Origin of the sequence: Roseateles sp. (genome assembly GCF_044373315.1) — a bacterium.
Taxonomy (GTDB): Bacteria; Pseudomonadota; Gammaproteobacteria; order Burkholderiales; family Burkholderiaceae_C; genus JACDQM01.
Map to the genome: position 1 here is coordinate 81,215 of NZ_JBILQK010000003.1, position 24,775 is coordinate 105,989.

17 protein-coding genes are annotated in these 24,775 nt (G+C 67.7%); 10 read left to right on the forward strand and 7 right to left on the reverse strand.

The window, feature by feature from the left end:
• The first annotated feature begins 12 nt into the window (after positions 1-12).
• On the forward strand, positions 13-1,122 hold the full coding sequence (locus tag ACIQ67_RS01635; protein WP_397532600.1) for an acyl-CoA dehydrogenase family protein: 1,110 nt from the start codon (positions 13-15) through the stop codon (positions 1,120-1,122).
• Between the two features lie 65 nt (positions 1,123-1,187).
• Here ACIQ67_RS01635 and ACIQ67_RS01640 read toward each other — a convergent pair whose 3' ends face one another.
• Positions 1,188-1,832, reverse strand: coding sequence for a DedA family protein (locus ACIQ67_RS01640; RefSeq protein WP_397532601.1), 645 nt, complete (start codon positions 1,830-1,832; stop codon positions 1,188-1,190).
• A 61-nt stretch (positions 1,833-1,893) separates the two neighbouring features.
• On the opposite strand from ACIQ67_RS01640, the gene mutL reads away from it, so the two are divergent.
• Genes mutL through ACIQ67_RS01675 form a run of 7 tightly spaced genes read left to right on the forward strand, consistent with a single transcriptional unit; the run spans position 1,894 to position 11,845 of the window.
• Positions 1,894-3,804 carry a DNA mismatch repair endonuclease MutL gene (mutL, locus tag ACIQ67_RS01645; protein ID WP_397532602.1) on the forward strand — a complete coding sequence of 637 codons (1,911 nt, stop codon included), beginning with the start codon at positions 1,894-1,896 and terminating at the stop codon, positions 3,802-3,804.
• A gap of 33 nt (positions 3,805-3,837) precedes the next feature.
• A complete protein-coding gene (locus tag ACIQ67_RS01650) occupies positions 3,838-5,325 on the forward strand; it encodes a pseudouridine synthase (protein ID WP_397532603.1) in 1,488 nt (495 codons plus the stop codon).
• Positions 5,322-6,557 (forward strand): multidrug effflux MFS transporter, encoded by a 1,236-nt coding sequence (locus ACIQ67_RS01655; protein WP_397532604.1) that lies wholly within the window; start codon positions 5,322-5,324, stop codon positions 6,555-6,557. The genes ACIQ67_RS01650 and ACIQ67_RS01655 overlap by 4 nt, the downstream gene beginning before the upstream one ends.
• Positions 6,558-6,565: 8 nt before the next feature.
• Complete coding sequence (gene miaA, locus ACIQ67_RS01660; RefSeq protein ID WP_397532605.1) at positions 6,566-7,522, forward strand: tRNA (adenosine(37)-N6)-dimethylallyltransferase MiaA; 957 nt, start codon at positions 6,566-6,568, stop codon at positions 7,520-7,522.
• On the forward strand, positions 7,519-8,193 hold the full coding sequence (locus tag ACIQ67_RS01665; protein WP_397532606.1) for an ABC transporter ATP-binding protein: 675 nt from the start codon (positions 7,519-7,521) through the stop codon (positions 8,191-8,193). Before miaA ends, ACIQ67_RS01665 begins: the two co-directional genes overlap by 4 nt.
• On the forward strand, positions 8,169-10,727 hold the full coding sequence (locus ACIQ67_RS01670; protein ID WP_397532607.1) for an FtsX-like permease family protein: 2,559 nt from the start codon (positions 8,169-8,171) through the stop codon (positions 10,725-10,727). Before ACIQ67_RS01665 ends, ACIQ67_RS01670 begins: the two co-directional genes overlap by 25 nt.
• A complete protein-coding gene (locus tag ACIQ67_RS01675; RefSeq protein WP_397532608.1) occupies positions 10,727-11,845 on the forward strand; it encodes a lipocalin-like domain-containing protein in 1,119 nt (372 codons plus the stop codon). Before ACIQ67_RS01670 ends, ACIQ67_RS01675 begins: the two co-directional genes overlap by 1 nt.
• A 24-nt stretch (positions 11,846-11,869) precedes the next feature.
• Here the strand turns inward: ACIQ67_RS01675 and ACIQ67_RS01680 are convergent, their stop codons facing one another.
• The 5 genes from ACIQ67_RS01680 to ACIQ67_RS01700 form a co-directional block, all read right to left on the reverse strand.
• The gene (locus tag ACIQ67_RS01680; protein WP_397532609.1) at positions 11,870-13,498 is read right to left on the reverse strand and encodes a DHA2 family efflux MFS transporter permease subunit; all 1,629 of its coding nucleotides are present in this window, start codon (positions 13,496-13,498) and stop codon (positions 11,870-11,872) included.
• The gene (locus ACIQ67_RS01685; RefSeq protein ID WP_397532610.1) at positions 13,440-14,672 is read right to left on the reverse strand and encodes an efflux RND transporter periplasmic adaptor subunit; all 1,233 of its coding nucleotides are present in this window, start codon (positions 14,670-14,672) and stop codon (positions 13,440-13,442) included. The genes ACIQ67_RS01680 and ACIQ67_RS01685 overlap by 59 nt, the downstream gene beginning before the upstream one ends.
• 64 nt (positions 14,673-14,736) lie before the next feature.
• On the reverse strand, positions 14,737-16,170 hold the full coding sequence (locus ACIQ67_RS01690) for an efflux transporter outer membrane subunit (protein WP_397532611.1): 1,434 nt from the start codon (positions 16,168-16,170) through the stop codon (positions 14,737-14,739).
• Entirely contained in the window at positions 16,167-16,667 is a 501-nt protein-coding gene (locus ACIQ67_RS01695) for a MarR family winged helix-turn-helix transcriptional regulator (protein WP_397532612.1), read from the reverse strand. Before ACIQ67_RS01695 ends, ACIQ67_RS01690 begins: the two co-directional genes overlap by 4 nt.
• An 83-nt stretch (positions 16,668-16,750) precedes the next feature.
• Positions 16,751-17,563, reverse strand: a complete 813-nt coding sequence (locus tag ACIQ67_RS01700) for a GGDEF domain-containing protein (RefSeq protein WP_397532613.1) — start codon at positions 17,561-17,563, stop codon at positions 16,751-16,753.
• 141 nt (positions 17,564-17,704) lie between these two features.
• On the opposite strand from ACIQ67_RS01700, the gene ACIQ67_RS01705 reads away from it, so the two are divergent.
• Together ACIQ67_RS01705 and ACIQ67_RS01710 are read left to right on the forward strand one after the other, a co-directional pair.
• Positions 17,705-19,507, forward strand: coding sequence for an ABC transporter transmembrane domain-containing protein (locus ACIQ67_RS01705; RefSeq protein WP_397532614.1), 1,803 nt, complete (start codon positions 17,705-17,707; stop codon positions 19,505-19,507).
• A 351-nt stretch (positions 19,508-19,858) separates the two neighbouring features.
• Positions 19,859-23,899: a two-component regulator propeller domain-containing protein gene (locus ACIQ67_RS01710; protein WP_397532615.1), complete on the forward strand. Its 4,041-nt coding sequence runs from the start codon at positions 19,859-19,861 to the stop codon at positions 23,897-23,899.
• A 132-nt stretch (positions 23,900-24,031) separates the two neighbouring features.
• Here the strand turns inward: ACIQ67_RS01710 and ACIQ67_RS01715 are convergent, their stop codons facing one another.
• Positions 24,032-24,370, reverse strand: a complete 339-nt coding sequence (locus ACIQ67_RS01715; protein WP_397532616.1) for a hypothetical protein — start codon at positions 24,368-24,370, stop codon at positions 24,032-24,034.
• Positions 24,371-24,775: the final 405 nt, after the last annotated feature.

Consider the following 24,775-nt stretch of genomic DNA (forward strand, 5'->3'; position numbering starts at 1 on the left):
TAGGAGACCGCAATGGATTTCGATTTCACCGAAGACCAGGAGTCGCTGCGCGACGCAGTGCGCCGCTGGGTGGACAAGGACTATGACTTCGAGCGCCGCCGCGCCATCGTCAAGGCGGGCGGGTTCTCACGCGAGGCCTGGGATGGCTTGGTCGGTCTGGGCCTGTCGGCCCTGATCGTTCCAGAGGCCCATGGCGGCCTGGGGCTGGGCTCGGTCGACGCGATGGTCGTGATGGAAGAGTTGGGGCGTGGAATCGTGATGGAGCCTTATGCACAGGCTGCGCTGGTAGCGCCTACCGTACTCGCGCAGGCGCCCGAGAGCGTGCAGGCTCAGTGGCTGCCGCGCATCGCCGGCGGCGAGGCGCTGGTCGTGCTGGCCCACCAGGAGCGTGGCGCGCGTTATCGGCTCGACAAGGTCGAGACTGTCGCTGACGGCCTGTCACTCACCGGCGGCAAGAGCCTGGTGGCTGTAGCGGACATGGCCGACGCCCTCATCGTTCCGGCGCGCTCGGGCAGCGGCATCGCGCTCTACCTGGTTGAGCGCAATGCAGCCGGCGTGTCGACCCGCCCCTACAGCCTGCAAGACGGTTCGCGCGCGGCCGAGCTGAGCCTGAACAAGGCGCCGGCCACGCTGCTCGTCGGCCCGGATCAGGGCTTGGCCGTGCTGGAACTGGCCGTCGATATCGCCATTGCAGCCCAGTGCGCCGAAGCCGTCGGCGCGATGGAGAAGCTGGTCGCCATCACCGCCGAATACCTGAACACGCGCAAGCAGTTCGGTGTGGTGATCTCCAGCTTCCAGGCGCTGCGTCACCGCATGGCGGATGTGAAGATGCAGCTGGAGCTGGCACGCTCTATGAGCTATTACGCCACGCTCAAGCTCGGTGAGCCGGCCGATGTGCGCCGCCGTGCGCTGTCGCAGGCGAAGGTTCAGATGGGGCAGTCGACGCGTTTCGTCGGCCAGCAATGCACCCAGCTGCATGGCGGCATCGGCGTGACCGATGAATACGTCAGCAGCCACTATTTCAAGCGCCTGACTGCGATGGAGATGCAGTTCGGCGACAGCCTGCATCACCTCGGCGAGGTCAGCCAGCGCATGTTGGATACCGCGGGCGTGTTCGCCTGAGCCGGTGAGGAGGCGGGCGCTGGGAAGCGCCCGCTCTGTTCGATGAAGCTGGCGGCGGCGGGCTCTCAGGCCTCTTGCATCCGCCGCGCCTTCCAGCCGCCATAGAGCGCGATCAGGCCGGGGATGATGATCATCGCCCAGATGATCTTCTGCAGATGTTGCTGCACAAAGGGCAGGTTGCCGAACAGGTAACCCACCACGGTGATCCCGATCACCCAGATCAGCGCGCCCACCACATTGAAGAGCGTGAACTTGCTGCGGTTCATCTCGGCCACGCCGGCCACGAAGGGCGCGAAGGTGCGGATGAAGGGCATGAAGCGGGCGATGATGATGGTCACGCCGCCATGCCGTTCATAGAACATGTGGGCGGCATTGAAAGCGTTGCGATTGAAGAAGCGCGACTGCTCCCAGCGGAAGACCTTGGGGCCGAAGTGGCGCCCGATCGTGTAATTGCACTGGTCGCCCAGAATAGCCGCCGCCAGCAGCAGCGCTATCGCCAGCGACAGATTCATCAGCCCTGCGCCGCACAGCGTGCCCACCACGAACAGCAGCGAATCGCCAGGCAGGAAGGGCATTACCACCAGGCCGGTTTCCACGAACACGATCAGGAACAGCAGCGCATAGACCCACATGCCATAGGCCTGCACAAAGGCGGCAATGTGCTTGTCCACATGGACGATGAAGTCGATCAGATAGGCGATGAGTTCCATGAGGAGGGATTATCGGCGCCAGACATGACAGCCGGGCCGGCCGGACTTCTACAATCACGTGATGGATTTGTCTTCCCCCAGCGCCGCCAGCACGGGCCGTCGCGCGATCCGGGAACTCCCCGATGAACTGATAAGCCAGATCGCCGCCGGCGAGGTGGTCGAACGCCCGGCCTCGGTCGTGCGCGAACTGGTCGACAACGCACTGGATGCCGGCGCCAGCCAGATCAACGTCAAGCTGATGGCCGGTGGCGTGCGCGCCATCGTGGTCGAGGATGACGGCTGCGGCATTCCGGTCGAAGAGCTACCGCTGGCCCTCAAGCGCCACGCCACCAGCAAGATCCGCACGCTGGACGAGCTGGAGTCGGTCAGCACCATGGGTTTTCGCGGCGAGGCCCTCGCCGCCATTTCCTCGGTTGCCGAGATGGCACTGGCCAGCCGCAGCGAAGGCGCCGCCCACGCCCACCGGCTCGATGCCCGCTCGGGCGAACTCGCCGCAGCCGCGCGCTCGCGTGGCACCAGTGTCGAAGTGCGCGAGCTGTTCTTCAGCACGCCTGCGCGCCGCAAGTTCCTGAAGACCGATGCCACCGAGCTGGCGCATTGCGTCGAGGCCGTGCGCCGCCACGCGCTGGCGCGGCCCGATGTCGGCTTTGCAGTCTGGCACGAAGGCAAGCTGGTCGAGCAATGGCGGGCCGGCAGTGCCGAGCAGCGCGTTGTCGACGTGCTGGGCGCCGAGTTCGTCACCGAGAGCCGTGGTGTGCAGGCTGAAGCTGGCCCACTGCGCATCAGTGGCAGGGCCGGATTGCCGGAAGCGGCACGCAGCCGCTCCGACATGCAGTACGTCTATGTCAACGGCCGCTTCGTGCGCGACAAGCTGATCGCACACGGCGTGCGCTCAGCCTATGAAGACGTGCTGCACGGCAACCGCCAGCCCTGCTATGTGCTCTTCATCGAGATCGCGCCGGAGCTGGTCGATGTGAACGTGCACCCTACCAAGATCGAAGTCCGCTTCCGCGATGGCCGTAGCATCCACCAGCAGGTGCGCTACGCCGTGCAGGATGCGCTGGCGCAGTCGCGCTCCAGCGCCCTGCCCGCGCCCGCAACGGAAGCGGTCAGTTCGCCTGAAGCCGCCATGGCTGCTGCGGCTGCTGCACCCGGCTACAAGCCCGAAGCCGGCCGGCCGCCGGCCTGGTTTGCCCCGGCACCTGGCGAGCCTGCTGCACCGGCCTATGCCACGGGCCGGGCCGACCCGGCCAGCTGGCGCACCATGCCTTCGGCCCACCAGAGCGCGCTGGCGCTGAACGAAGTGGCAACGCTGTATGGGCAACAAAGTCCGCCACAGCAGTTTTCGCCTGCAAGCCCTGCTGCCAACGCCCCCCTGCCCGATCAGGCCTGGCCGCTGGGCCGTGCGCTGGCCCAGGTGCAAGGCGTTTACATCCTGGCCGAGAACGCGCAAGGCTTGGTGGTGGTCGACATGCATGCTGCGCATGAGCGCGTGGTGTATGAGCGCCTCAAAGCCAGCCTGGGCGCCGCCGCCATCGAATCACAGCCGCTGCTGATCCCGGTCACCTTCTCCGCCACCGCGCAAGAAATCGCCACAGCGGAAGCGCAGGCCGAGTCGCTGCTACGCCTGGGTCTGGACGTGGCGCCGCTGTCGGCCAAGGTGCTGGCGGTGCGCGCGCGCCCGGCCGCGCTGTCCGGCGGAGATGTGGTGGAGCTGACGCGCGGCGTGCTGGCCGAGCTGGCCCAGTTCGACGCCAGCCACGCCATCGAGCGCGCCCAGCATGAGATCCTGGCTACCATGGCCTGCCACGGCGCCGTGCGCGCCAACCGCCAGCTGAGCCTGGACGAGATGAACGCCCTGCTGCGCGATATGGAGCGCACCGAGCGCGCCGATCAGTGCAACCATGGCCGACCCACCTGGCGCCAGCTCAGCATGCGCGAGCTTGACGCCCTGTTTTTGCGCGGACGCTGACGCTTCCGCCCTGCCCCTGACCTGGAGCCCCCGATGGCCACCTTGAAGTTGAAGAAGAAGCCTGGCGCTGCGCCGGAGCCCAGCGGCGAGCGGCGCGCGCCGGTGCGCGGCAAGGGCGTGTCCCGTCCGCGCCAGACGCTGCAAGCGGCTCAGGCAGATCGTGCTGAACGCCAGGCGGCGTTTGAACAGCGCCGCGCCGAAGAAACCCAGCGCAACGAAGCGCCGGCCCGCGGCAAACCCTCGGCCCGGCCTGGCGACAGGCCCGGTGACAGGCCCGGCCGTCCGGGCGACCGCCCCCAAGCCAAGCCGGGCAATCGCCCGGGAGCCAAGTCGACGGGCGGTTTCCGTCGCGACGAAGGCCCGCGCTTTGAAGAGCGCCGACCGCCGCGCCGCCAGGACGAAGGCCCAGCACGCGGTGATCGCGGCCCGCAGGGTGGGCGCGGCCCGCGCAGCGAAGGCCCGGGCGAGCGTCCGCGCTTCGAGCCACGTGGGGATGGTCCGGGGCGTCAGGACAGCCGGCGTGGCGAAGGACCTGCACGGCGCCCGGATGGCCGCTTTGAAAGCCGTCAGGACCCGCGCCAGGAGGGCCGCCAAGACGGTCGCCAGGAGCCCCGCCGCGATCAGCGCCGCGCCACCGGCCCGCGCCCAGGCCCGGCCAGCGGACCCGCACGCCCTTACCCGCCGCAGCCGCGCGCCGCGCCCGCACGCCGTGCGCCGCAGCGCGACGACGATGATGATGACGACGACGATTTCCGCGACCCCAGCAGCGAGGGCGAACGCCTGTCCAAGCGCATGGGCGTGCTGGGCCTGGCCTCGCGCCGCGAAGCCGACGAGTGGATCGCCGCCGGCTGGGTGCGGGTGGATGGCAAGCTCGCGGTGCTGGGCCAGCGTGTCGGCCCGGACGCCAAGATCGAGGTCGATCAGGCGGCCCACAAGGAGCAGGCCAAGCAGGTCACCATCCTGCTGCACAAGCCGATCGGCTATGTCTCCGGCCAGGCCGAGGACGGCTATGAGCCCGCCTCGGTGCTGGTGCGCAGCGCCAACCACTGGAAAGACGATGCCTCGGGCATCAAGTACCACATCGGCCACAGCCGGAGCCTCGCACCGGCCGGCCGCCTGGACATTGACTCCACCGGCCTGCTGGTGCTGACGCAGGACGGCCGCGTCGCCAAGCTGCTGATCGGCGAGGACTCCAAGATCGAGAAGGAATATCTGGTGCGCGTCGAGTACCAGGGCGAAGGCTCGCCGATGGAGCGCTTCCCGGAGCAAGACCTGGCCCTGCTGAACCACGGCCTGGAGCTGGACGGCGTGCAGCTCAAGCCCGCCAAAGTCAGCTGGCAGAACGAAGACCAGCTGCGCTTCGTGCTGCGTGAGGGCCGCAAGCGCCAGATCCGCCGCATGTGCGAGCAGGTCGGTCTGACGGTGGTCGGTCTGAAGCGCGTGCGCATCGGCCGCATCAACCTCGGCCACCTGCCGCCCGGCCAGTGGCGCTACCTGACGCCCTGGGAGCGCTTCGATTGAGCGAGGCCCGAAGCAACGCAGCGCCCGGCCCGGGTTGGCAGATTCTTGCGCTGGCCTTGCTTCTGGGGCTGCAGCCGGTCAGCACCGATCTCTACCTGCCCGCACTGCCAGCGCTGCGTGCCGAGCTCGGCGCGCCCATGGCGGCGGCCCAGCTGACGCTGTCGGCGCTGATGATCTGCTTCGGCATCGGCCAGTTGGTGCTGGGCCCGGTCAGCGACCGTTTCGGCCGCCGCCCGGTCCTGCTGGCCGGGTTGAGCGTGTATGTGGTCGCGGCCATCGCAGGCGCCATGGCGCAGAGCATCACGCCGCTGCTGCTTTGGCGGGCGCTGCAGGGCGTGGCGCTGGCGGCCTCGGTGGTCGGCGCGCGTTCGATGCTGCGCGACTGGTTCTCCCCCGCCGAAGGCACGCGCATGATGGCGCGCGCACTGGGTGGACTCGGCCTGATCGCGATGCTGAGCCCACCGCTGGGCGGCCTGCTTGCCGGCTGGCTGGGTTGGCGCTCCACGCTGCTGGCCACTGGCGTGATCGGTGCGTTGACGTTGGCCGTGCTGGTGGCGCGCATTCCGGAGAGCCTGGCAAAACCTGACCCCAGCGCACTGCAGCCGCGCCGCATCGTCGCCAACTGGCGCACGCTTCTGGCGCATCCCAGCTTTCGCGCGTACACGCTGCTGACCTGCCTGGCATACGCCACGCTCTACACCTTCCTGGCCAGCTCGGCCTTTGTGTTTATCGATGTGCTGGGCTTGAGCCGCCAGCATTACGGCCTGGTGGTGGGTGGCGGCGCGCTGGTGTACTTCATCGGCACCCTGCTGTGCAGGCGCTGGCTGCAACGCTTGAGCGTGCCGCAGACGGTGCGGCGCGGCGCCTGGTTCAGCTTTGCCGGCGCTTTGGGCATGGGCCTGGCGGCCTGGGTGTTCCCGCCCTCGGTGCCGGCACTGCTCATTCCGCATGTGTTCGTGATGCTGGGCCATGGCGTGCTGCAGCCCTGTTCACAGGCCGGCTCGGTCGGCCCCTTCCCGCGCCAGGCCGGTGCGGCGGCCGCCCTGTCCGGCTTCGCCGTGGCGCTGGTGGCCTTTGCGCTCGGCGGCTGGCTGGGACTGAGCCTGGACGGCACGGTGCGGCCGATGGCGCTGACGATGATGGTGGTGGGCCTCGGCGCCGCACTGTGCGGCTGGACCCTGGTGCAAAGCCAGGAACGCCAAGCCGCTGCGATGGCGGCTGCAAGGCGATGAGCAAGCCCATGCAAGCCCTGACCCCCATCTGCCTGGCCGGCCCGACCGGCTGCGGCAAGACTGCCGCCGCGCTGGCGCTGGCCGAGCGCCTGCCGCTGGAGATCATCAGCGTCGATTCCGCCCTGGTCTACCGGGGCATGGACATCGGCACCGCCAAGCCTACGCCGGCCGAGATGGCGGCCGTGCCGCACCACCTGATCGACATCCTGGATCCGCTGGAGTCCTACTCGGCCGCGCAGTTCGTCACCGACACCCGACGCGTGGTGGCCGAGATCCAGGCCAGGGGCCGGCTGCCGCTGCTGGTGGGCGGCACCATGCTGTATTTCAAGGCCATGTTCGACGGACTGGCCGAGATGCCTCAGGCCGACGCCGCACTGCGCGCCGAGCTGGACGCCGAGGCCGCGCGCCTGGGCTGGCCCGCGATGCATGCCCGGCTGGCCGAAGTGGACCCGCCAACGGCTGCCCGGCTGGCCCCCGGCGATTCACAACGCATCCAGCGCGCGCTGGAGGTCTGGCACTTGAGCGGCCGGCCCATGTCCGAGCTGCATGCCGAGCAGCAGCGCAATGGTGGTGTCGATTGGCCACTGCTGTCGCTGGAGCCGAGCGACCGTGCCTGGTTGCACCAGCGCCTGGCACAGCGTTTCGAGCAGATGCTGGAACAGGGCCTGATCGAGGAAGTACAGCGCTTGCGCGCCCGCGGCGATCTGCACCTGGGCCTGCCGTCGACGCGCTGTGTGGGCTACCGGCAGATCTGGGAGGCACTGGACGAAGCCCAAGCCAGCGCCAGGCCACTTGACCGCGCCGTGCTGGCCGAGCGCGGCATTGCCGCGACCCGCCAGCTGGCCAAGCGCCAGATCACCTGGCTGCGCAGCATGCCGCAGCGCCGCGTCATCGACTGCCAGGCGGCTGATGCGCCGCTGCAGTTGCAAGCGGCGGTGCAGCGCCTGATCGGGCAGGCGCCATGAGCACCGTGCTGCAAGCCCGCGGCCTGGCCAAGCGCTATGGAGAAAGCCCCGTATTCGCCGGCATCGAGCTGAGCCTGAAAGCCGGCGAGCTGGTGGCGCTGCTAGGCGAGTCAGGCTGCGGCAAGTCAACGCTGCTGAACTGCCTGGCCGGCTTGGACCGACCTGACGAGGGTCAGGTCCTGCTGGCCGGCGAGGACATCGCGGCGCTGCCCGAGCCGGCGCAGGCGCGGCTGCGCCGGCGCGCGCTGGGCTTTGTGTTCCAGGCCTTTCATCTGCTGCCGCATCTGAACGTGGCCGAAAACGTCGGCCTGCCCCTGACGCTGCTGCAGCGGCCCGACGCCGCACGTGTGCAGCAGATGCTGGAAGCCGTCGGATTAGCGGCGCTCGCCCAGCGCATGCCGCGCCAGCTCTCCGGCGGACAGTTGCAACGCGTGGCCGTGGCGCGCGCGCTGGTGCACAAGCCAGCGCTGGTGCTGGCCGATGAGCCCACCGGCAACCTCGATGCGCGGCATGCCGACGCGGTGCTAGCGCTGCTGCAGACGCAGTGCCGCGAGCAAGGCGCGGCCTGCCTGCTGGTGACGCACTCCGAGCGCGCAGCGGCCGGTGCCGACCGCTGCCTTCAGATGAGCCCCGACGGCCTGCTCTCATGGTCGCCTTCCTCACAACGCTAGCCAGCTGGCTGCGCAGCCTGTCCTGGCCAATGCTGAAGGCCCAGTGGGGTCGCCAGCTGCTGGCCTTGATAGCGATCGCGCTGGGTGTGGCGCTGGCCTATGCGGTGCACCTGCTGAACGCCTCCGCGCTGGCCGAGTTCAGCGCCAGCGCCCGCGCCCTGGCCGGCACACCGGATCTGGTGCTCCGTGGACGAGCAGCGGCCCTGCCCGATTCGGCGCTAGCCGATCTGCTGGCCGATCCGCAAGTGGCGCAGGCGGCGCCCCGCATCGAAGCCCAGGCCAGCGCGCAAGGCCTGCCGCGTCTGGCCGTGCAAGGCCTCGACGCCTTGCAGGCCGCCGTGCTCGCGCCCGAGCTGATGCCTCAGCCCTTTGCCGCGCCAAGCTCATCCGTCTCAGGCAGCGCTGCGCTGATGACCATGCTGTCACCCGAGACGGTCTTCCTGAACGACGCCGCGTTGGCCGCCCTCCCCAAACCTCGCCCCGAGTCGCTGACGCTGAACTGGGCCGTCAATGGCGAGCCCCGCAGCGCCAAGCTGCGCCTGGGCGGACGCGTGGCAGCACCCGGACCGGCGCTGGCCGTGATGGACGTGGCCGCCGCCCAGGCCTTGTTCGGCAAACTGGGTCGGCTGGACCGCATCGACATCCGCCTGCAGCCCGGTGTGGATGCGCAGCGCTGGCGTGCCAGCCTGCCTGCGTCCCTGCAGGCCACCGCACCGGCCCAGGGCGCCGACCGAATGAGCGACATGACGCGCGCCTACCGCGTCAACCTGGGCGTGCTATCGCAGATGGCCTTGTTCAGCGGCAGTTTTCTAGTGTTCGCTGTGATGTCGCTCGGCGTCACGCGCCGTCTGCCGCAGCTGGCCTTGCTGGGCGTGCTGGGCCTGGGCGCACGCGAGCGCCAGGCCCTGGTGCTGGCCGAGGCTGCGCTGCTGGGCCTGCTGGGCTCTGCGCTGGGGCTGGCGCTGGGGGCAGGTCTTGCCGCGCTGGGCCTGCGTCTGCTGGGCGGGGATCTGGGCAGCGGCCTGTTGGCCGGCGCCACGCCGCATCTGCAGCTGGAGCCCGGCGGCCTGCTGCTGTTCGGCCTGCTGGGCTTCGCAGTGGCGCTGGCCAGCGCCTGGCTGCCGGCCAGGCTGGCTGGCAGCATCGCGCCGGCGCAGGTGCTGAAGGGACTGGGCAATGAAGCCCAGCCCCGTGCGCCCGCGTGGCTGGCGCCGGCCCTGCTGGTGTTGGGCGCGTTGCTGGCCTTCATGCCGCCGCTGTTCGATCTGCCGATTGCAGCTTACTTGGGCATGTTGTGTCTGCTGGTGGCCGGCCTGCTGGCGGTGCCGCCCCTGGTGCGCAGCTTGTTGCGGCTGATCCCCGGCCAGCAGGCGCCGCTGCGCCTGCTATTGACCCGGCGCGCGCACGACCAGGCCGGCGAAGCGGCGCAGATGATCGCCGGCGTGCTGGTGGCGCTGGCCTTGTCGGTGGCCATGCTGGTGATGGTCAGCAGCTTCCGCGATTCGCTGCAGCAATGGCTGCGCCAGGTACTGCCGGCCGATCTCTATGTGCGCAGCGCGCTGCGCGAACCGGATGGCCAGTCCTCGCCGCTGCCTGTCTCGCTGCTGGACGCCTTGCGCCAGCAGTCTGCCGTTCAGACGCTGACGCCGCAGCGCAGCCGCAGCGCGCAGATCGGCGACGAGAAGGTGGCGCTGATGGCCCGAGACATCGCGCAGGAGGACGCCTTGCCCCTGGTCGGGCATCTGGCGCCGGCACCCGCGGCTGATCGGCTGCCGGTCTACATCAACGAGGCGCTGCGCGACCAGCTGCGCCTCCAGCCCGGCATGCCGCTGACGCTGACTCTGGCCGGCCAGAGCGGCGCCGCCGCCCCAGCGCTGCAGGTTCAGGCCTTTGTGCGCGGCGTCTGGCGCGACTACGCCCGCCAGAGCGGCGCGCTGCAGATGTCGCTGAGCGAATACCAGCGCCTGACTGGCGACCGCCAGATCACCGAGCTCTATCTGTGGCTGGCGCCCGGCGCCACGCAGGAGCAGCTTCAGCAGCGCGTGCGCGCACTGGCGGGCGGTGATGCGCTGGAGTTCGCGGCCAGCGCCGAACTGCTGGCGATTTCATTGCACATCTTCGACCGCAGCTTTGCGGTCACCTACTGGCTGCAGGCCATCGCATTGGGTCTGGGCCTGGTGGGCGTGGCCGCCAGCCTGTCGGCACAGCTGCTGGCGCGCCGGCGTGAAATGGGCCTGTTGCACCACCTGGGCCTCAGCCGCAGCGAGCTGCTGCGTCTGCTGCTCGGCGAGACCGCGCTCTACACCGGCGCCGGTGCGCTTGCCGGCCTTGGCCTGGGCCTGCTGATCAGCGGCGTGCTGGTCTACGTCGTCAATCCGCAGAGCTTTCACTGGAGCATGGAGCTGAGCCTGCCACTCGGTCGGCTGACCCTGTTGCTGGCCGCGGTGCTGCTGGCCGCGCTGCTGACCGCGGCGCTGGTGGGGCGGCAAATGGGCCGCGATGACGCAGTGCGCTCGGTTCGGGAGGACTGGTGATGCTCTTCGACAGACGCACGCTAGCTGCTGCCCTGATGCTGGCGCCGGCGCTGGCCCTGCCGGCCGCTGAGCCGCCCCAGGGCATCAGCCGCCGCGCGCTGCGCTTCCCGCGCGATTTCGGCGCGCATGCCGACACCGGGCTGGAATGGTGGTACCTGACCGGCCTGCTGAGTGAAGGCACAGGCACAGCAGCGGACGCGCCGCGCTTCGGCTTTCAGCTGACCTTCTTCCGGCTGCGCAACCGCGACGCGGCGGTGCAAGCCCATGCCAGCAGTCTGGCGCCGCGCCAGCTGCTGCTGGGCCATGTGGCACTGAGCCTGCTGCAGCCTGAGCAGGGACAAGCGGTGCTGCGCCATGACCAGCGCCTAGCGCGCGTTGGCGCCGGTGCGCATTTCAGCGACAGCGATTGCTCATTGCAGCTGCGCGATTGGCGCTTGCAGCGTTCAGGCGCCCCGGACGCCAGCCGCTATCTGGCCCAGCTCAACGGGCCGGGTTTCGATCTGTCGCTTGAGCTCAGCGCAGCGCTGGCGCCTGTGTTGCAAGGCGATGGCGGCTTCTCACGCAAGGGGCCGGACGAGGCACATGCCAGCCACTACTACAGCCAGACCCAGCTTCGCGGCCCGGCGCGACTGAAACTCGATGGCAAGACGCGGACTTTGCAAGCCAGCGCCTGGCTCGATCATGAGTGGAGCGACAGCCTGATGCCCCCCGGCGCCGTCGGCTGGGACTGGCTGGGCATCAATCTGTTGGACGGCGGCGCGCTGACCGCCTTCCGCATGCGGCACGCCGATGGCAGCACGCTGTGGGCCGGCGGCAGCTGGCGCGATGCCCAGGGCCGGGTGCGGATCTTTTCGCCGCAGGACTTGAGCTTCACGCCGCTCCGACGTTGGCGCAGCGCGCTAAGCCAGGCGGAGTACCCGGTGGAATGGCAGCTCGCCACACCGCTGGGGCTTTTGCGCCTGCGCGCCTTGGCCGATGCGCAGGAGGTCGACGCACGCAGCAGCACCGGAATGCTGTATTGGGAAGGCGCCTCTGAACTGAGGAATCAGCACAGTGGCGCGCTGGTCGGCCGCGGCTACCTGGAAATGACGGGTTACCGCCAGCCGATGGCGCTGTAAGGGCAGCCAGCCACCCGTCGCTGCTCAGTGGGCCCCGCCCGCATCCAACGGCGCGGCCCCCAGGCGCGCAGGCCGCTGTGTGAACCAGATCAAGGCGATCAAGCCGAGAAAGAGAAACGACGACCCCAGAAAGATGTCGTCGGCAGCCCGCGTGTAGGCCTGCTGATCGATCAGGCGGTTGATCTGCGTCCAGGCCTGCTCGGCGCTCATGCCGGCCTGCGTCAAGGCGTCAACGCTGGCCCGCGTCGCGGGGTCGCCCATCGCCAGACGTTCCACCATGTGCTGGTGGTGCAGCGCGGCGCGGCTCTCCCACAGCGTGGTGGTGACCGACGTGCCGATCGCACCGGCCGTGATCCGCACGAAATTCGACAGCCCGGCAGCCGCCGCGATGCGGTCCGGCGGGATGCCTGACAGCGCGATGGTCGTCAGCGGAATGAAGAAGAAGGCCAGCGCCGCCCCCTGCAGCAGGGTCGGCACCATGATGGTGGCGAAATCCGTCTGCGTGGTGAAGTTGGAGCGCATCAGCAGCACCAGCGCGAACAGCATGAAGGCCAGTGTCGTCATCACACGCGGATCGAAACGCGAGACATTGCGCCCCACCAGCGGCGACAGCAGGATGGCCAGCAGCCCCACCGGCGCCAGCGCCATCCCGGCATCGGTGGCCGTGTAACCCATCCATTGCTGCAGCCACAGCGGCAGCAGCACCACATTGCCGAAGAAAAGGCCGTAGGCCACCGAGAGCGTCAGTACGCCGAAACTGAAATTGCGCCGCGCGAACAGGCGAAGCTCCACCACCGGATGCTGGTCGGTCAGCTCCCACACCAGGAACACCAGAAAGCCCACCAAGGCGGTGACGCCCAGCAGCTGGATCTCGCCGCTGGCAAACCAGTCCAGCTCCTTGCCCTTGTCCAGCATGATCTGGAGCGCACTGACCCAAACCACGAGCAAGGCCAGGCCCACGCCATCGATGGGCAGCTTCCTGATCTGCGTCTCGCGCTTGCGGTAGATGCCCCATGTCAGCGCTGCCGCCAGCAGGCCCACCGGCACATTGATGTAGAAGATCCAGGGCCAGGACACGGTGTCGGTGATCCAGCCGCCCAACAGCGGCCCGACCACCGGCGCCACCAGCGTCGTCACCCCCCACAGCGCCAGCGCTGTGCCGGCCTTCTCACGCGGATAGCTGGACAGCAGCAGCGTCTGCGACAGCGGAATCATCGGCCCGGCCACCAGGCCCTGCAGCACGCGGCAGGCCACCAGCATCTCCAGCGAATGCGCAAAGCCGCACAGCCAGGACGCAAGCACGAACAGCAGCACACTGGTGGTGAACAGGCGCACCGCGCCGAAGCGCTGTGTCAGCCAGCCGGTCAGCGGCACCGAGATCGCATTGGCGACACCGAAGCTGGTGATGACCCAGGTGCCCTGGGTGGCGCTGACGCCCAGATCGCCCGAGATCGCCGGCAGCGACACATTGGCGATCGAGGAATCGAGCACATTCATGAAGGTCGCCAGCGACAGCGACACCGTGCCCAGCAACAGGGCCGCGCCCTTCAGCGGCGGCGGTGTGTCCGGCGCGGCTTGGGGGCGGTTCAAGGGCTCAGCCACGACGCGCCACCACCGGGGTGGCCAGGTTGGCCCGGATGATGCGGGCCACATCGGCCTGGGCGGCCGCCTCGGCGGCACGCGCGGCATCATCGAACACTGTGGTGCTGGCCGGCGTCGCCTGGCCCTCGCTGCGTGCCGCGGCGAGCGAGGCGCCGCTTTGATCACGCACATCCACGCTGACCATCATGGACAAGCCAACACGCAGCGGATGCTCAGCCAGTTGCTGGGCATCGAGCAGGATGCGCACCGGCACACGTTGCACCACCTTGATCCAGTTGCCGGTGGCGTTCTGAGCCGGCAGCAGCGCGAACGCCGCACCGGTGCCGGCGGCCAGGCCTGCCACCCGGCCCTTGAACTCGACCTTCTCGCCATACACATCGGCCACCAAGGTGGCTGGCTGGCCGATGCGGATCGATTTGAGCTGGCCTTCCTTGAAATTGGCGTCGACCCAGGCCTGCTGTAGCCCCACCACGGCCATCAGCGGCGCGCCCGCTGCCACGCGCTGCCCCAGCTGCACGCTGCGCCGCGCCACCCAACCGTCAACAGGTGCCGGCACCACCGCCCGTTGCAGGGCAAGATGCGCTTCCCGCACCCGCGCTGCCGCCCGCTGAACGCTGGGGTGCTGCTCGACGCTCACCCCCTGCGTCAGCACGCTGCCTGCCGCCAGCTGCTCGCGCGCGGCTTGCAAGGCGGCCTGGGCCGCCGTGCCGGCGCTGCGGGTGGCGCTCAACTGCGCCTGTGCATGCTCGTACTCCTCGCGCCCCACCGCGCCACTGTCCAGCAGCGGCGCGCGACGAGCCACATCCGCTTGCAGCCGGGCCAGCTCAGCCTGGGCGCGCTGCGCCTCGGCTTGGCGAAGCTCGATCTGGGCCTGCAAGGTGCTGTTGTTGGCGTAGAGATTGCGCACCTCGCGCACAGTCTGGGCCAGATTGCTCTGCGCCTGATCCAGCAGCACCCGCGCATCGGCCGGATCCAGGCTGACCAGGGCTTGGCCGGCTCGCACGAACTCGGTGTCATCGGCATGGATGGCGCGTACCGTGCCGCCCACCAGCGGCGTGATCTGCACGATATTGGCCTGCACATAGGCGTTGTCGGTCTTTTCGTAGTTCGAGGCCACCAGCAGCTCGTAGGCCACATAGCCCGCCGCGCCGGTGAGCACCAACAGCGACAGCAGGATCAGACCGGCTTTGCGGCGACGGTTCGGGGCAATCACGGTTTCGTTCATGGAAGGTTTAGGCCTAGCGGGAATTTCGTTTCAGCGGCGTGTTGATCGGTGTGTGGCGGCCTGCTCAGCGGCCCGCATCAGTGAAGCCGCCTCCCAGACTGCGCAGCAGGCCAGCCTGGGCCGTCAGCAGCTGCGCGCGCAGTTCGACGTCCTGGCGCTGCTGCTGCGTGGTCTGGAGCTGGGCATTCAGCACGCTCATGCGATTGCCCAGTCCGGCCAACTGCCGCTGTTCGGCCAGGGCTTGCAGCGCGCGTGCCTGCACCAGCAACTGCGCCTGTTGCGGCTGCTGCGCATGCAGCGATCGCAGCGCCAGCAGCTGATCATTGGCGTCACGCACTGCGTCCAGCAACACGCTGTTGTACTGCGCCACCGCAGCATCGGCATCGGCCGAGGCGCCGCGCAGCTGGGCGCGCAACCGCCCGCTGTCGAACAGCGGCAGGCGCAGCGCCGGGCCGATGCCGTACTGCCGGCTGCCGGCCTCCAGCAGGCGGTCAAGGCCGATCGCATTGAATCCAGCAAAGGCCGTCAGGCTCACATTGGGATAGAACTGGGCGCGTGCCTCGTCCACCTGGTGCAGACCGGCTTCAACAAGGCGGCGAGCGACCCGCACGTCGGGACGGCGCCCGAGCAAGTCCAAGCCGGGTTCGCCGGCCGCATCCAGCGGCAGCGCCTGTGGCAGGCCCGGTTTCAGCGTGGCCAGCGCGACCGCGGGCTGGACCGACAAGGCGGCCAGCTGGTGCCGCAGCGCGGCGGCCTGCTCGTCGAGCTGCTGACGCTGACGCTGCAGGTCCAGCAGCGGCAACTCAGCCTGCCCTTGCGCTTGCGCGCCATCGAGGCCGGCGGCACGACGTTGCGCCATCAGGCCCAGCAGCTGCCGGTGCTGTCCGATCTGGGCATCGAGCAGCTCGGTTTGCGCCAGCACACGCGCCAAGCCGATGTAGCTGCGCGTCAGCTGCGTGGCCAGCAGCAGACGCGCCACATCGGTATCCGCTGCGGCCGCCTGCTGCCGTCCTAAGGCCGCCTCCAACGCCGCCTTGTTGCGGCCGACGAAGTCGAATTCGTAGCTCGCACCCATCTGCAGGGTGGCCGTGCTGCGCGTGCTGCCAGCGACCGGCTTGGGCACCAGACCATGCTCGGTATAGCGCTGACGCATGGCATCCAAACCCAAGCCGGTTTGCGGCAATTCAGCAGCGCCGACCGCTTCGGCGGCTGCCGCGGCTCGACGCAGCCGCGCTTCGGCCGCGGCCAGTGTGGGAGATTCGCGGAGCGCGCGGTCGATCAAGGCATTCAGCTCCGGCGCGCCAAAAGCCGTCCACCAGGCACTGACCGGCTCTGGCAGGCTGCTGCTCGCCTGCACGCCGGCCGCCTTGGCGTCCAAGGGCTGGGTGCTCTGCGGCAGCGTGGGAATGCGGGCACAGGCCGTCAGCAATGCCACCGCCGCAAGCGGCCACCAGCGGGCGCCGGCGCCGGCCCGGCGTTCAGGGTTCAAGGGTTTCATATCGGTTCGTCGTTGGGAGCGCGGTCACGCCCTCGCAAGGCCTCGCCATTGACTACGAGGCGCTGCAGCAGCGAAATGAGCGTTCTGCACTCGGCGTCGCTGAATCCGGTCAGAAGATCGTTGAAGATTTCGGCCAACACGACCGGTACACCGGCGGTGGCCTCCTGCCCTGCCGCAGTCAGCGACACCATCACGACACGACGGTCCTCAAGCGTGCGCTCGCGCTGGATCAGCCCTTTGGCCTGGAGCCGGTCAAGCAGGCGCGTGGCGGCGCCGGGGTCGATGTCGAGTTCAGCCGCCAACGTAGCGGCTGGCGCCGGGCCGCTCAGGCGCAGGCGTAGCAAGGGTGACCACTGGGCATGCGTCAAGCCCAGCGGCGTCAGTCGCCGGTCGCCCTGATGCACGATGGTGGCCATCGCTCGCTTGAGCAGCCAGCCCAGGCTTTCTTCACGCCGGTAGTTGTCGGGTTGGTAGAAACGAGGCGTGACGCGGCTCATGCAGGCAATTTATTTGCCTAGGCAATCATTGTCAAGTCAAGGTGGCCGGTGGCTCCACCCGGGCACGCGGCGTCAGGCGCAAGTCAACGGCTGACGAAGCTAGAACGCCCACCGACGCCGCCATCGCCGGCACGCACGCAGTTGCGCCCCTGCGACTTGGCATTGGCCAAGGCGCGGTCGGCATCGTTGACCAGTTGCGCAAGCGTCAGATGCTCGCTGCGCAAGGCGGCCACGCCGACACTGATGCTGATCGGCACCGCCTGGCCGCGCCAGTGAAAGCCCAAGCCGGCGATGCGGGCACGCAGCCGCTCGGCTACATCCAGCGCGCCCAGTGGGTCGGTATGCGGCAGAAACACCGCGAACTCCTCGCCGCCGAATCGCGCCAGAACATCCCCCTGGCGCAGCGTTTCCGCACAGGCTTCGCTGATCTCGCACAGCAGCTGGTCGCCGCAGATCGGCCCGCAGCGCTCATTGACCTGCTTGAAGTGGTCCACATCCAGCAGAAGCAGCGCGCAGCTCATCTCATAGCGCTGCGCCCGCGCCAGTTCGCGCTCGGCCAGGTCGTTGAAGTAGCGCCGGTTGTAGGCGCCGGTCAGCCCGTCCTGGTGGGCGCGCCGCGCCAGCCTGGCCTGCATGCTTTGCTGATATCGCACCAGCCGCAGCAGCAGATAGCCGAAAGAAAGGCTCAGCCCAATAGAACAGGCGCTGGCAATCGTGGCCGCGATCAGAAAGTTGCCCTGCCCGATCACACGGATCACCAGCCAGGAACAGAGCAGCGCTGACAACCAGCCGAACAGCGCCAGCAGCAGCACGGAGCGCAGCAAACCCAGGCGCTGCAACCAGTGGTCGAGCGTCGGCAGCCAGGCGGGCTGATCGATGTCGTCGAATTGCTGCATGGCCTCGGTACTGCTGGAAAGCACCTATTCGAACACAGAGCGGCGATCCCGCAGGGCCCCCTGCACACCGGCTTGACAGATGCCATTCAACACGCCCCAGCCGCAGCGCGAGCCCCTACTGCACTGCGTACACTGCGCGCGATGAAGCCCAGCGCCACCGACTCTTCCAGCCCCACCCGCGCCGGCCCACGGTCGCTCAGCGGACTGCTGCCCTTTCTGAAGCCCTACCGCGCCCGAATCGCGCTGGCCGGCCTGTTTCTGCTGCTGGCCGCACTGACCACGCTGGTGTTCCCCTTGGCGCTGAAGTCGCTGATCGACCAGGGCCTGGTGGCCACTGACCCGGGCGAGCGGGTGATGGCGCTGCGCGAGCACTTCCTGGCGCTGTTCGGCGTTGGTGCGGCGCTCGGCCTGTTCTCGGCCGCACGCTTTTACGTGGTCACCTGGCTGGGCGAGCGCGTCACCGCCGATCTGCGCAATGCGGTCTATGCCCATGTGCTGCGCCAGAGCCCGGAGTTCTTCGAAACCACGCAGACCGGCGAAGTGCTGAGCCGCATCACCACCGACACCACCGTGGTGCAGACGGTGGTCGGGGCCAGCCTGTCGATGGGGCTGCGCAATGCGGTGATGGGCGTCGGCGCGCTGATCATGCTGATCGCCACCAACCCGCTGGTGATGGTGCAGGTGCTGGGCATCCTGGTGCTGGTGGTGCTGCCCACCCTGGCCTTTGGCCGGCGCGTGCGCAAGCTCAGCCGCGCCAGCCAGGACCGAGTGGCCGACACCAGCGCGATTGCCTCAGAGGTGCTGAACGCCGTCAGCGTGGTGCAGAGCTACACGCAGGAAGCGGCCGAGACGCGGCGCTTCCGCCTGGCTACTGAGGGCGCTTTCGACACCGCCAAGCGCCGCACGCAGGTCCGCTCCGGCCTGGTCGCCTTTGTCATCACCGCCACCTTCGGCGCGCTGCTGTGGGGCCTGTACCAGGGCACGCAGGCGGTGATCGCCGGCCAGATCAGCGCCGGCCATCTAGGCCAGACCGTGGTCTATGTGATCCTGCTGGTCAGCAGCGTGGCCGTGCTGGCCGAGGTCTGGGGCGATGTGCTGCGTGCTGCCGGTGCCACTGAGCGCCTGATGGAGCTGCTGGAGACGCGCTCACCAGTGGCCGAGGCGCCGGACGCCGTGCCGCTGCCGGCGCTGCCGCATGGCGCCTCGGTGCAGATCGAAGGCCTGCGCTTTCACTACCCGTCGCGCCCGGACCAGGCCGCGCTGAGCGACTTCAGCCTCAGCGTGGAACCCGGCGAGACGGTGGCCCTGGTGGGGCCCAGCGGCGCGGGCAAGAGTACGGTGTTCCAGCTGCTGCTGCGCTTCTATGACGCGCAGTCGGGCAGCATCCAGCTCAATGGCCAGCCGCTGCGCCAGCTCTCACTGCAATCGCTGCGGCACGCCATCGCTCTGGTGCCGCAGGACAGCGTGGTGTTCTCGGCCGATGCGATGGAAAACATCCGCTACGGCAGACCCGAAGCCAGCGACGAGGAAGTTATCGCCGCCGCCAAGGCCGCCTTCGCGCACGACTTCCTGATGCAGCTGCCGCAAGGCTACCAAACCTTTCTGGGCGAGCGCGGGGTGCGCCTGTCCGGCGGCCAGCGCCAGCGCATCGCGATTGCCCGCGCCATCCTGAAGAACCCGCCGCTGCTGCTGCTGGACGAAGCCACCAGCGCCTTGGATGCCGAAAGCGAGCGCATGGTGCAGGCCGCGCTGGAACATGCGATGCAAGGCCGCAGCAGCCTGGTGATCGCCCACCGTCTGTCCACCGTGCAGCGGGCCGACCGCATCGTCGTGATGGAGCAAGGCCGGATCGTCGAACAAGGCACGCATGCCGATCTGCTGGCACGCGGCGGGCTCTATGCGCGACTTGCGACCTTGCAGTTCGATGACAGCAAGGGCGAATAGCCGTCTCTTGCTTGTGGCCCGTCCGGGCCAGCCCTGGCGGCCCTTCGAGCGCTGCCTGCGGCTTGGCCGCGATTGAGACTGGCCTCCGTCTTTGCGCCGCTGCTCAGCACGTGCCTCACCGCCCTGCCCAGCCTTGCCGGGCGGGCATTGCCGCGGCTTAAGTCGGAGGCTGAGGCATGGATTTGAGCCAACATATTGCCACCGCATGCGGATTTACCTTGGCTGGGCAGCCGGGATGTCTCCTTTATGCTCCAAAGCATCGCTCGGCTCGTCTGCGCTGCGTCCTTGTTTCTCGATCGGCGCGGGTACAGCCGCTGGGCGGCTGAAGGGATGGCTGAATTGGCGGGATTCATGGCGTCGGCGAAGCAAGGCTGTGTCTGGTCGGTGATGAAGGCTGCGCTGCTCGCGTCGGCCGTCATCATGGTTTTGACCTTGCACCAAGCCGCACAAGCCGATGCCTTGCACAGCCTGCGGTTCTCGCATTTGGGGGTGGGACAGGGGCTACCCAGCGCCGGCATCCTCAGCATGGTGCAAGACCGCAAGGGCTTGATCTGGCTGGGCACTACATCAGGACTTGCCCGGTTTAATGGCCAGGGTGTCAAAACCTTCAAGCGCCACCCCGATCAAGCGGACTCACTCAGCAACAACCTGGTCCAGGCCTTGTTCGAAGACGAACAGGGCGTGTTGTGGATCGGCACCCGCAGTGGTTTGGACCGCATGCCACTGGCCACCGAGAAGATTGAACGCCAGGCCCTGCCGGAGTCTTTCGGTCTGGCGGAGCGGCGCGTACTGGCTTTGGCTCCGGCGGGTCCGCAGCGTATGTGGGTAGCCACCGTCGGCGGCCTGCTGATGTTCAACACGGCTGAACGACGCTTCATTCCCTGGCAAGAACCCGGAGCCGAGCGCCTGTCCTTGCAGCGCACCATTCGCGCCTTGTTGCCGGATGGTGAGGGCGGCGTCTGGGTTGGCGAGAGCCACGAGGTCTCGAAGATCAATGCCCAAGGCAAGATCCTCTATCGATTCGGCACGTTGAATGGCTTGGGTGCCGACGCCATGACAGCCGCTGATCTGCAGATCAGCGCCCTGGCCCAGGACGGGCATGGAAGGCTCTGGGTCGGCATGGCCGGCGGCTTGCAGACCTGGCGCTTGCAGGCGCAAGACACACCGCACCCCGATCCTTTGGCCCAGCGCTTGAACCTGCCCAGGCAGCGCATCTACGCCCTGATGCGCGATCGTGATCGAACGATGTGGATCGGCAGCTTCAGCCGCCCGGCCCTGCACCGCTGGACCGAAGAGGAAGCATCCGGCGTGTCGGCCGAGGGTCGCCTGGAGAGCTTCGTCAAGCTGCCGACAGTTGAAGCCAGCTTGGCCGAAGACGGGGTAGGAGCCCTGATGCAGGACCGCAGCGGCAGCTTGTGGGTCGGCTCGTTTTCCCAGGGTGTGAGCCTGGCTGACTTGGGCGGACGGCGCTTCTTCTCCTACATGAACCTGCCCGGTGACGAGCAGAGCCTGTCCAGTGATGCGGTGATGGCGCTTGCGTTCGAAGGACGGGACGAGGCCTGGGTGGGCACGTTTGGCGGCGGCTTGAATCGACTCCATCTGCCGACGGGAAAGGTGAGCCGCGTCAGTCCGCAGCACATGCCGCTGACGCACATCAAGGCCTTGCTGCGTGAACCGGATGGCGCACTCTGGATCGGTGGCGAACGCGGACTGGAGCGCTTCGTTCCCGGCCAGCAGCGCAGCCAAAGCATCGACCTGCGGTCCACCACACTGGGATCGATTTCCGTCAGTTCCTTGCTGCGCATGTCGCCCACCGGTAGTGTCTGGGTGGGCAGCGCCCAGGGGCTGTTTCGAATCGATGGCAGCGGCAGGGTGCGCGCCTACGGGGCCAAGCCACGCGAAGCCGGGGCGCTCAGCCATGCGACTGTCGACAGTCTCTTGCAAGACCGAGACGGCCGGCTCTGGGTCGGCACCAAAGGCGGTCTGAATCTGTGGGATGCAACGAGCGACAGTTTTTCGCAGCCTGTTGACGGCAATGCGGAGGTGTCTCGACCCGGCGATCTGCCTGTGCACGGCTTGCGCCAGGACGAACGCGGACGGATCTGGGTCGCCTCGGAATCGGGCCTGTTTGAGCTCGTCGCCAGCGGCGCGGGACGCTGGCAGTACAAGGCATGGTCGCAGCTGCCTGGCATGCCGAGCGGCAGCTTCGACTCGATTCAGGATTCGGGCTCCGGCAGTGTCTGGCTCGGCAGCGAGATGGGGCTAACGGAGGTCTTGCCTGAGGCTCAGCGGGCCCGTTTCTACCCCAGCGCCGGCCACTTTTCCGGCGGATTCAACTTTGCTGCGGCAGCCCGCGCTCCGGATGGCAGCCTCTACTTCGGTGGCAAGGGCCTGGTGCGCATCAGCCCCGAAACCATGCAGCAGAACCGTCAGGCGCCGCAGGTGGTGCTAAGTGACTTGCGGGTATTCAACCAATCGCTGGCTGCCGAGAGCATGCCGGCCGCTCCAGTCGGAGCAAGCTCAGGCGCCGACAGCAGGCCGCTGACGCTGGCTGAGCTCGGCGTCACCGGACCATTGCATCTGGCGCAGCAGGTGACGCTGAGCCACCGCGAAACCATGGTGAGCTTTGTGATGTCGGCCTTGCACTTCAGCAAGCGCAGCCTGGTGAGCCATGCCTGGAAGCTCGAAGGCTTTGACCGCGACTGGATCTACGGGCAGGACAACGCCGGCGTAGCCACCTACACCAATCTGGACGCCGGCCGCTACCGCCTGCTGGCCAAGGCGGCCAATCCAGATGGGGTGTGGGGCCAGGAACAGGTGCTGCTGGACCTGGTGGTTCGGCCGCCGTTCTGGCGCACCGCCTGGTGGAGGACGGGCATGGTTCTGGCAGCCTTGCTAAGTCTGATGGGCGCCTACCGCTGGCGCATGCGCAGCCTGCACCGGACGCGCCAGATGCTTGAGCAGGAAGTGGCGACTCGCACCCGCGAGCTTCAGGAGCAGGCCCTGCAGCTGGCACAGGAAAAGCAATTGGCGCAGACGCAGACCGAGCTGGCGCTGCAATCCAGCAAAGCCGCGGATCGGGCCCGCCATGACATCGCCTTGCTGAGCGACATCGGACGCAAGATCACTGAATCGCTGGAACTCGACTCCATCCAGCGCACGCTGTATGAGCAAGTCGGCGAATTGATCGAGAGCGATGTCTTCGGCCTCGGCTTGGTCAACTGGTCGACGCGCACCCTGGCCTTTGACTTCGTCATGCACAGCGGCGAAGCCTGCCAACCCTACGAACGCAGCCTGGCCGCAGTTGAGATGCCCGCGGTGCAGGCGGTCCTGCAAGGCAAGGCTTTGCGGGTGGATCAGATCGAACGCGACAGCCGGGTGCTGTACCGCCAGGACGGCCCAACGCGCATCGTGCTGAAAAGCGGCGCCGATCCGGCACCGGTGCACTCGGGCATTTACGCACCCATGCTGCTCAAGGACAGAGTGGTGGGCGTGGTCTTCATGTTGAGCCAACGCAGCCATGCCTTCCAGGCCAGCGACTTGGCGATCCTGGACACGCTGGGTGCCTATGCGGCAGTCGCACTCGACAACGCGGATGCCTATCGTCAGTTGCAGTCGGCCCAAGCCAAGTTGGTCGAGCAGGAGAAGACGGCCGCGCTCGGCTCCGTGGTGGCCGGTGTGGCTCATGAGCTGAACACGCCGATTGGCAACAGTCTGCTGGTGGCCAGCACCATGCTGGATCGGGGCAGGGCATTCACGCAGCGCATGGCCGACGGTGGCTTGCGTCGCTCGGAGCTGGTGCAGCTGTGCCAGGACCAAGAGGACTCCAGCCTCCTGCTGGTTCGCAGTCTCGAACGCGCGGCACAACTGATCACCAGCTTCAAGCAGCTGGCGGTCGACCAGACCTCAGAGCAGCGGCGCCAGTTTCAGCTCCACAGCTTGTGCTCTGAAGTCGTCCAGACTCTGGGCAACCGCCTGCGTCGCGAAGACCACGAACTGCGCCTGTCCGTGCCCGAAGACCTGACACTAGACAGCTTCCCCGGCCCCTTGGGACAGGTCTTGACCAATCTGATCATGAATGCCGTCATCCATGGACTGGAAGGGCGGCGCCACGGTCTACTGAGCTTGTCGGCCGAGGCCATCGCGGGCGAGCGTGTTCGCCTGGTCTTCAGCGACAACGGCCGCGGCATCAGCGCCGAGCACATCACCCGCGTGTTCGAACCCTTCTTCACCACCAAGCTGGGCCAAGGCGGCAGTGGCCTCGGCCTGCACATCAGCTACAACATCGTGCATTCAGTGCTGGGCGGCAGCATTGAAGTCAGCAGCGTGCCAGGCGAGGGAACGCGCTTCGAGATCGTGATTCCATTCGTGGCACCATCGCGGGCGGAATGACCATCAGCCACAGCGAGGTCGCCAAATGAGCTAACGATTCCGTTGATAGCTCACCCACAGGCAGTCAACCGCATCGCAGCCTGCGGCCGCACGCTCGGTCGTGGCCGCCCGCTCGAACCATCGATCAAGAGATCAGACGTCGCTCTTGTGCAACTGGTGAAGCGCCTTGACTTGGCGATGCAGCTGGGTCACCTCGGCGGACAAATAGATGACCCAGGTCAGGGTGAATACGACAAACCAAGCAGCACTCGAAGGCAGGCCGACCAGATCGGCAATCTGGTTCGGAAAAAGCGTCTGTGCAAGCAGCGGAAGCGTGGCGACCATCGCCGGCCACAGACGGTTGGGCTGCTTCTCCAGCAGCCGCCGCGCTTCATCGTTTCTTCTGAGCTGACGCGCAAGAAGGCTTGATTCGATCTCGCTCATCTGGCTGGACATGGCTGGGCTCCCTAATTTTTTGTTCAGCAATTTCAACACAGAGCCTAGCTGCCGGATGCCGCGCCGCTCAAGCAAATCGGCCTTGACGGCGCAGCTAGGAAGTCTCTACACAAGAGCGTTGCCTGTCATTTCGTGAGCCGCGACGCGCTGCACGTATGCACCTGCCGCCAACAGCGGCGGCGCTTGGTCTCGAAATGCGCCGTGCTGCACATGCCGATCCGCACGGTGCGGCATCGCGTCGGCAGATGCACAGCTCTCCTGGCGCTCCGCGGCGCTGGCACTGAGCCTTAACGGAAACTGTTGCCGAAAGCTGCACTAGGGATGGTCTGCATAAACCCCGGGGAAATCAGCTACCGGACGACCTGAGCGGCTGAGATGATTGAGACCATGAAGCAGACGAGTCTTGGACTGGGGCAATCGAGCAAGCGCACGCGGCGACGC

What these genes read in the sequence shown, in the direction of transcription:
- ACIQ67_RS01635 (WP_397532600.1), top strand. Translation starts at nt 13, where the DNA reads ATGGATTTCGATTTCACCGAAGACCAGGAGTCGCTGCGCGACGCAGTG.
- ACIQ67_RS01640 (WP_397532601.1), bottom strand. Translation starts at nt 1,832, where the DNA reads ATGGAACTCATCGCCTATCTGATCGACTTCATCGTCCATGTGGACAAG.
- mutL (WP_397532602.1), top strand. Translation starts at nt 1,894, where the DNA reads ATGGATTTGTCTTCCCCCAGCGCCGCCAGCACGGGCCGTCGCGCGATC.
- ACIQ67_RS01650 (WP_397532603.1), top strand. Translation starts at nt 3,838, where the DNA reads ATGGCCACCTTGAAGTTGAAGAAGAAGCCTGGCGCTGCGCCGGAGCCC.
- miaA (WP_397532605.1), top strand. Translation starts at nt 6,566, where the DNA reads ATGCAAGCCCTGACCCCCATCTGCCTGGCCGGCCCGACCGGCTGCGGC.
- ACIQ67_RS01665 (WP_397532606.1), top strand. Translation starts at nt 7,519, where the DNA reads ATGAGCACCGTGCTGCAAGCCCGCGGCCTGGCCAAGCGCTATGGAGAA.
- ACIQ67_RS01670 (WP_397532607.1), top strand. Translation starts at nt 8,169, where the DNA reads ATGGTCGCCTTCCTCACAACGCTAGCCAGCTGGCTGCGCAGCCTGTCC.
- ACIQ67_RS01675 (WP_397532608.1), top strand. Translation starts at nt 10,727, where the DNA reads ATGCTCTTCGACAGACGCACGCTAGCTGCTGCCCTGATGCTGGCGCCG.
- ACIQ67_RS01680 (WP_397532609.1), bottom strand. Translation starts at nt 13,498, where the DNA reads ATGTGGCCCGCATCATCCGGGCCAACCTGGCCACCCCGGTGGTGGCGC.
- ACIQ67_RS01685 (WP_397532610.1), bottom strand. Translation starts at nt 14,672, where the DNA reads ATGAACGAAACCGTGATTGCCCCGAACCGTCGCCGCAAAGCCGGTCTG.
- ACIQ67_RS01690 (WP_397532611.1), bottom strand. Translation starts at nt 16,170, where the DNA reads ATGAAACCCTTGAACCCTGAACGCCGGGCCGGCGCCGGCGCCCGCTGG.
- ACIQ67_RS01695 (WP_397532612.1), bottom strand. Translation starts at nt 16,667, where the DNA reads ATGAGCCGCGTCACGCCTCGTTTCTACCAACCCGACAACTACCGGCGT.
- ACIQ67_RS01700 (WP_397532613.1), bottom strand. Translation starts at nt 17,563, where the DNA reads ATGCAGCAATTCGACGACATCGATCAGCCCGCCTGGCTGCCGACGCTC.
- ACIQ67_RS01705 (WP_397532614.1), top strand. Translation starts at nt 17,705, where the DNA reads ATGAAGCCCAGCGCCACCGACTCTTCCAGCCCCACCCGCGCCGGCCCA.
- ACIQ67_RS01710 (WP_397532615.1), top strand. Translation starts at nt 19,859, where the DNA reads ATGGCGTCGGCGAAGCAAGGCTGTGTCTGGTCGGTGATGAAGGCTGCG.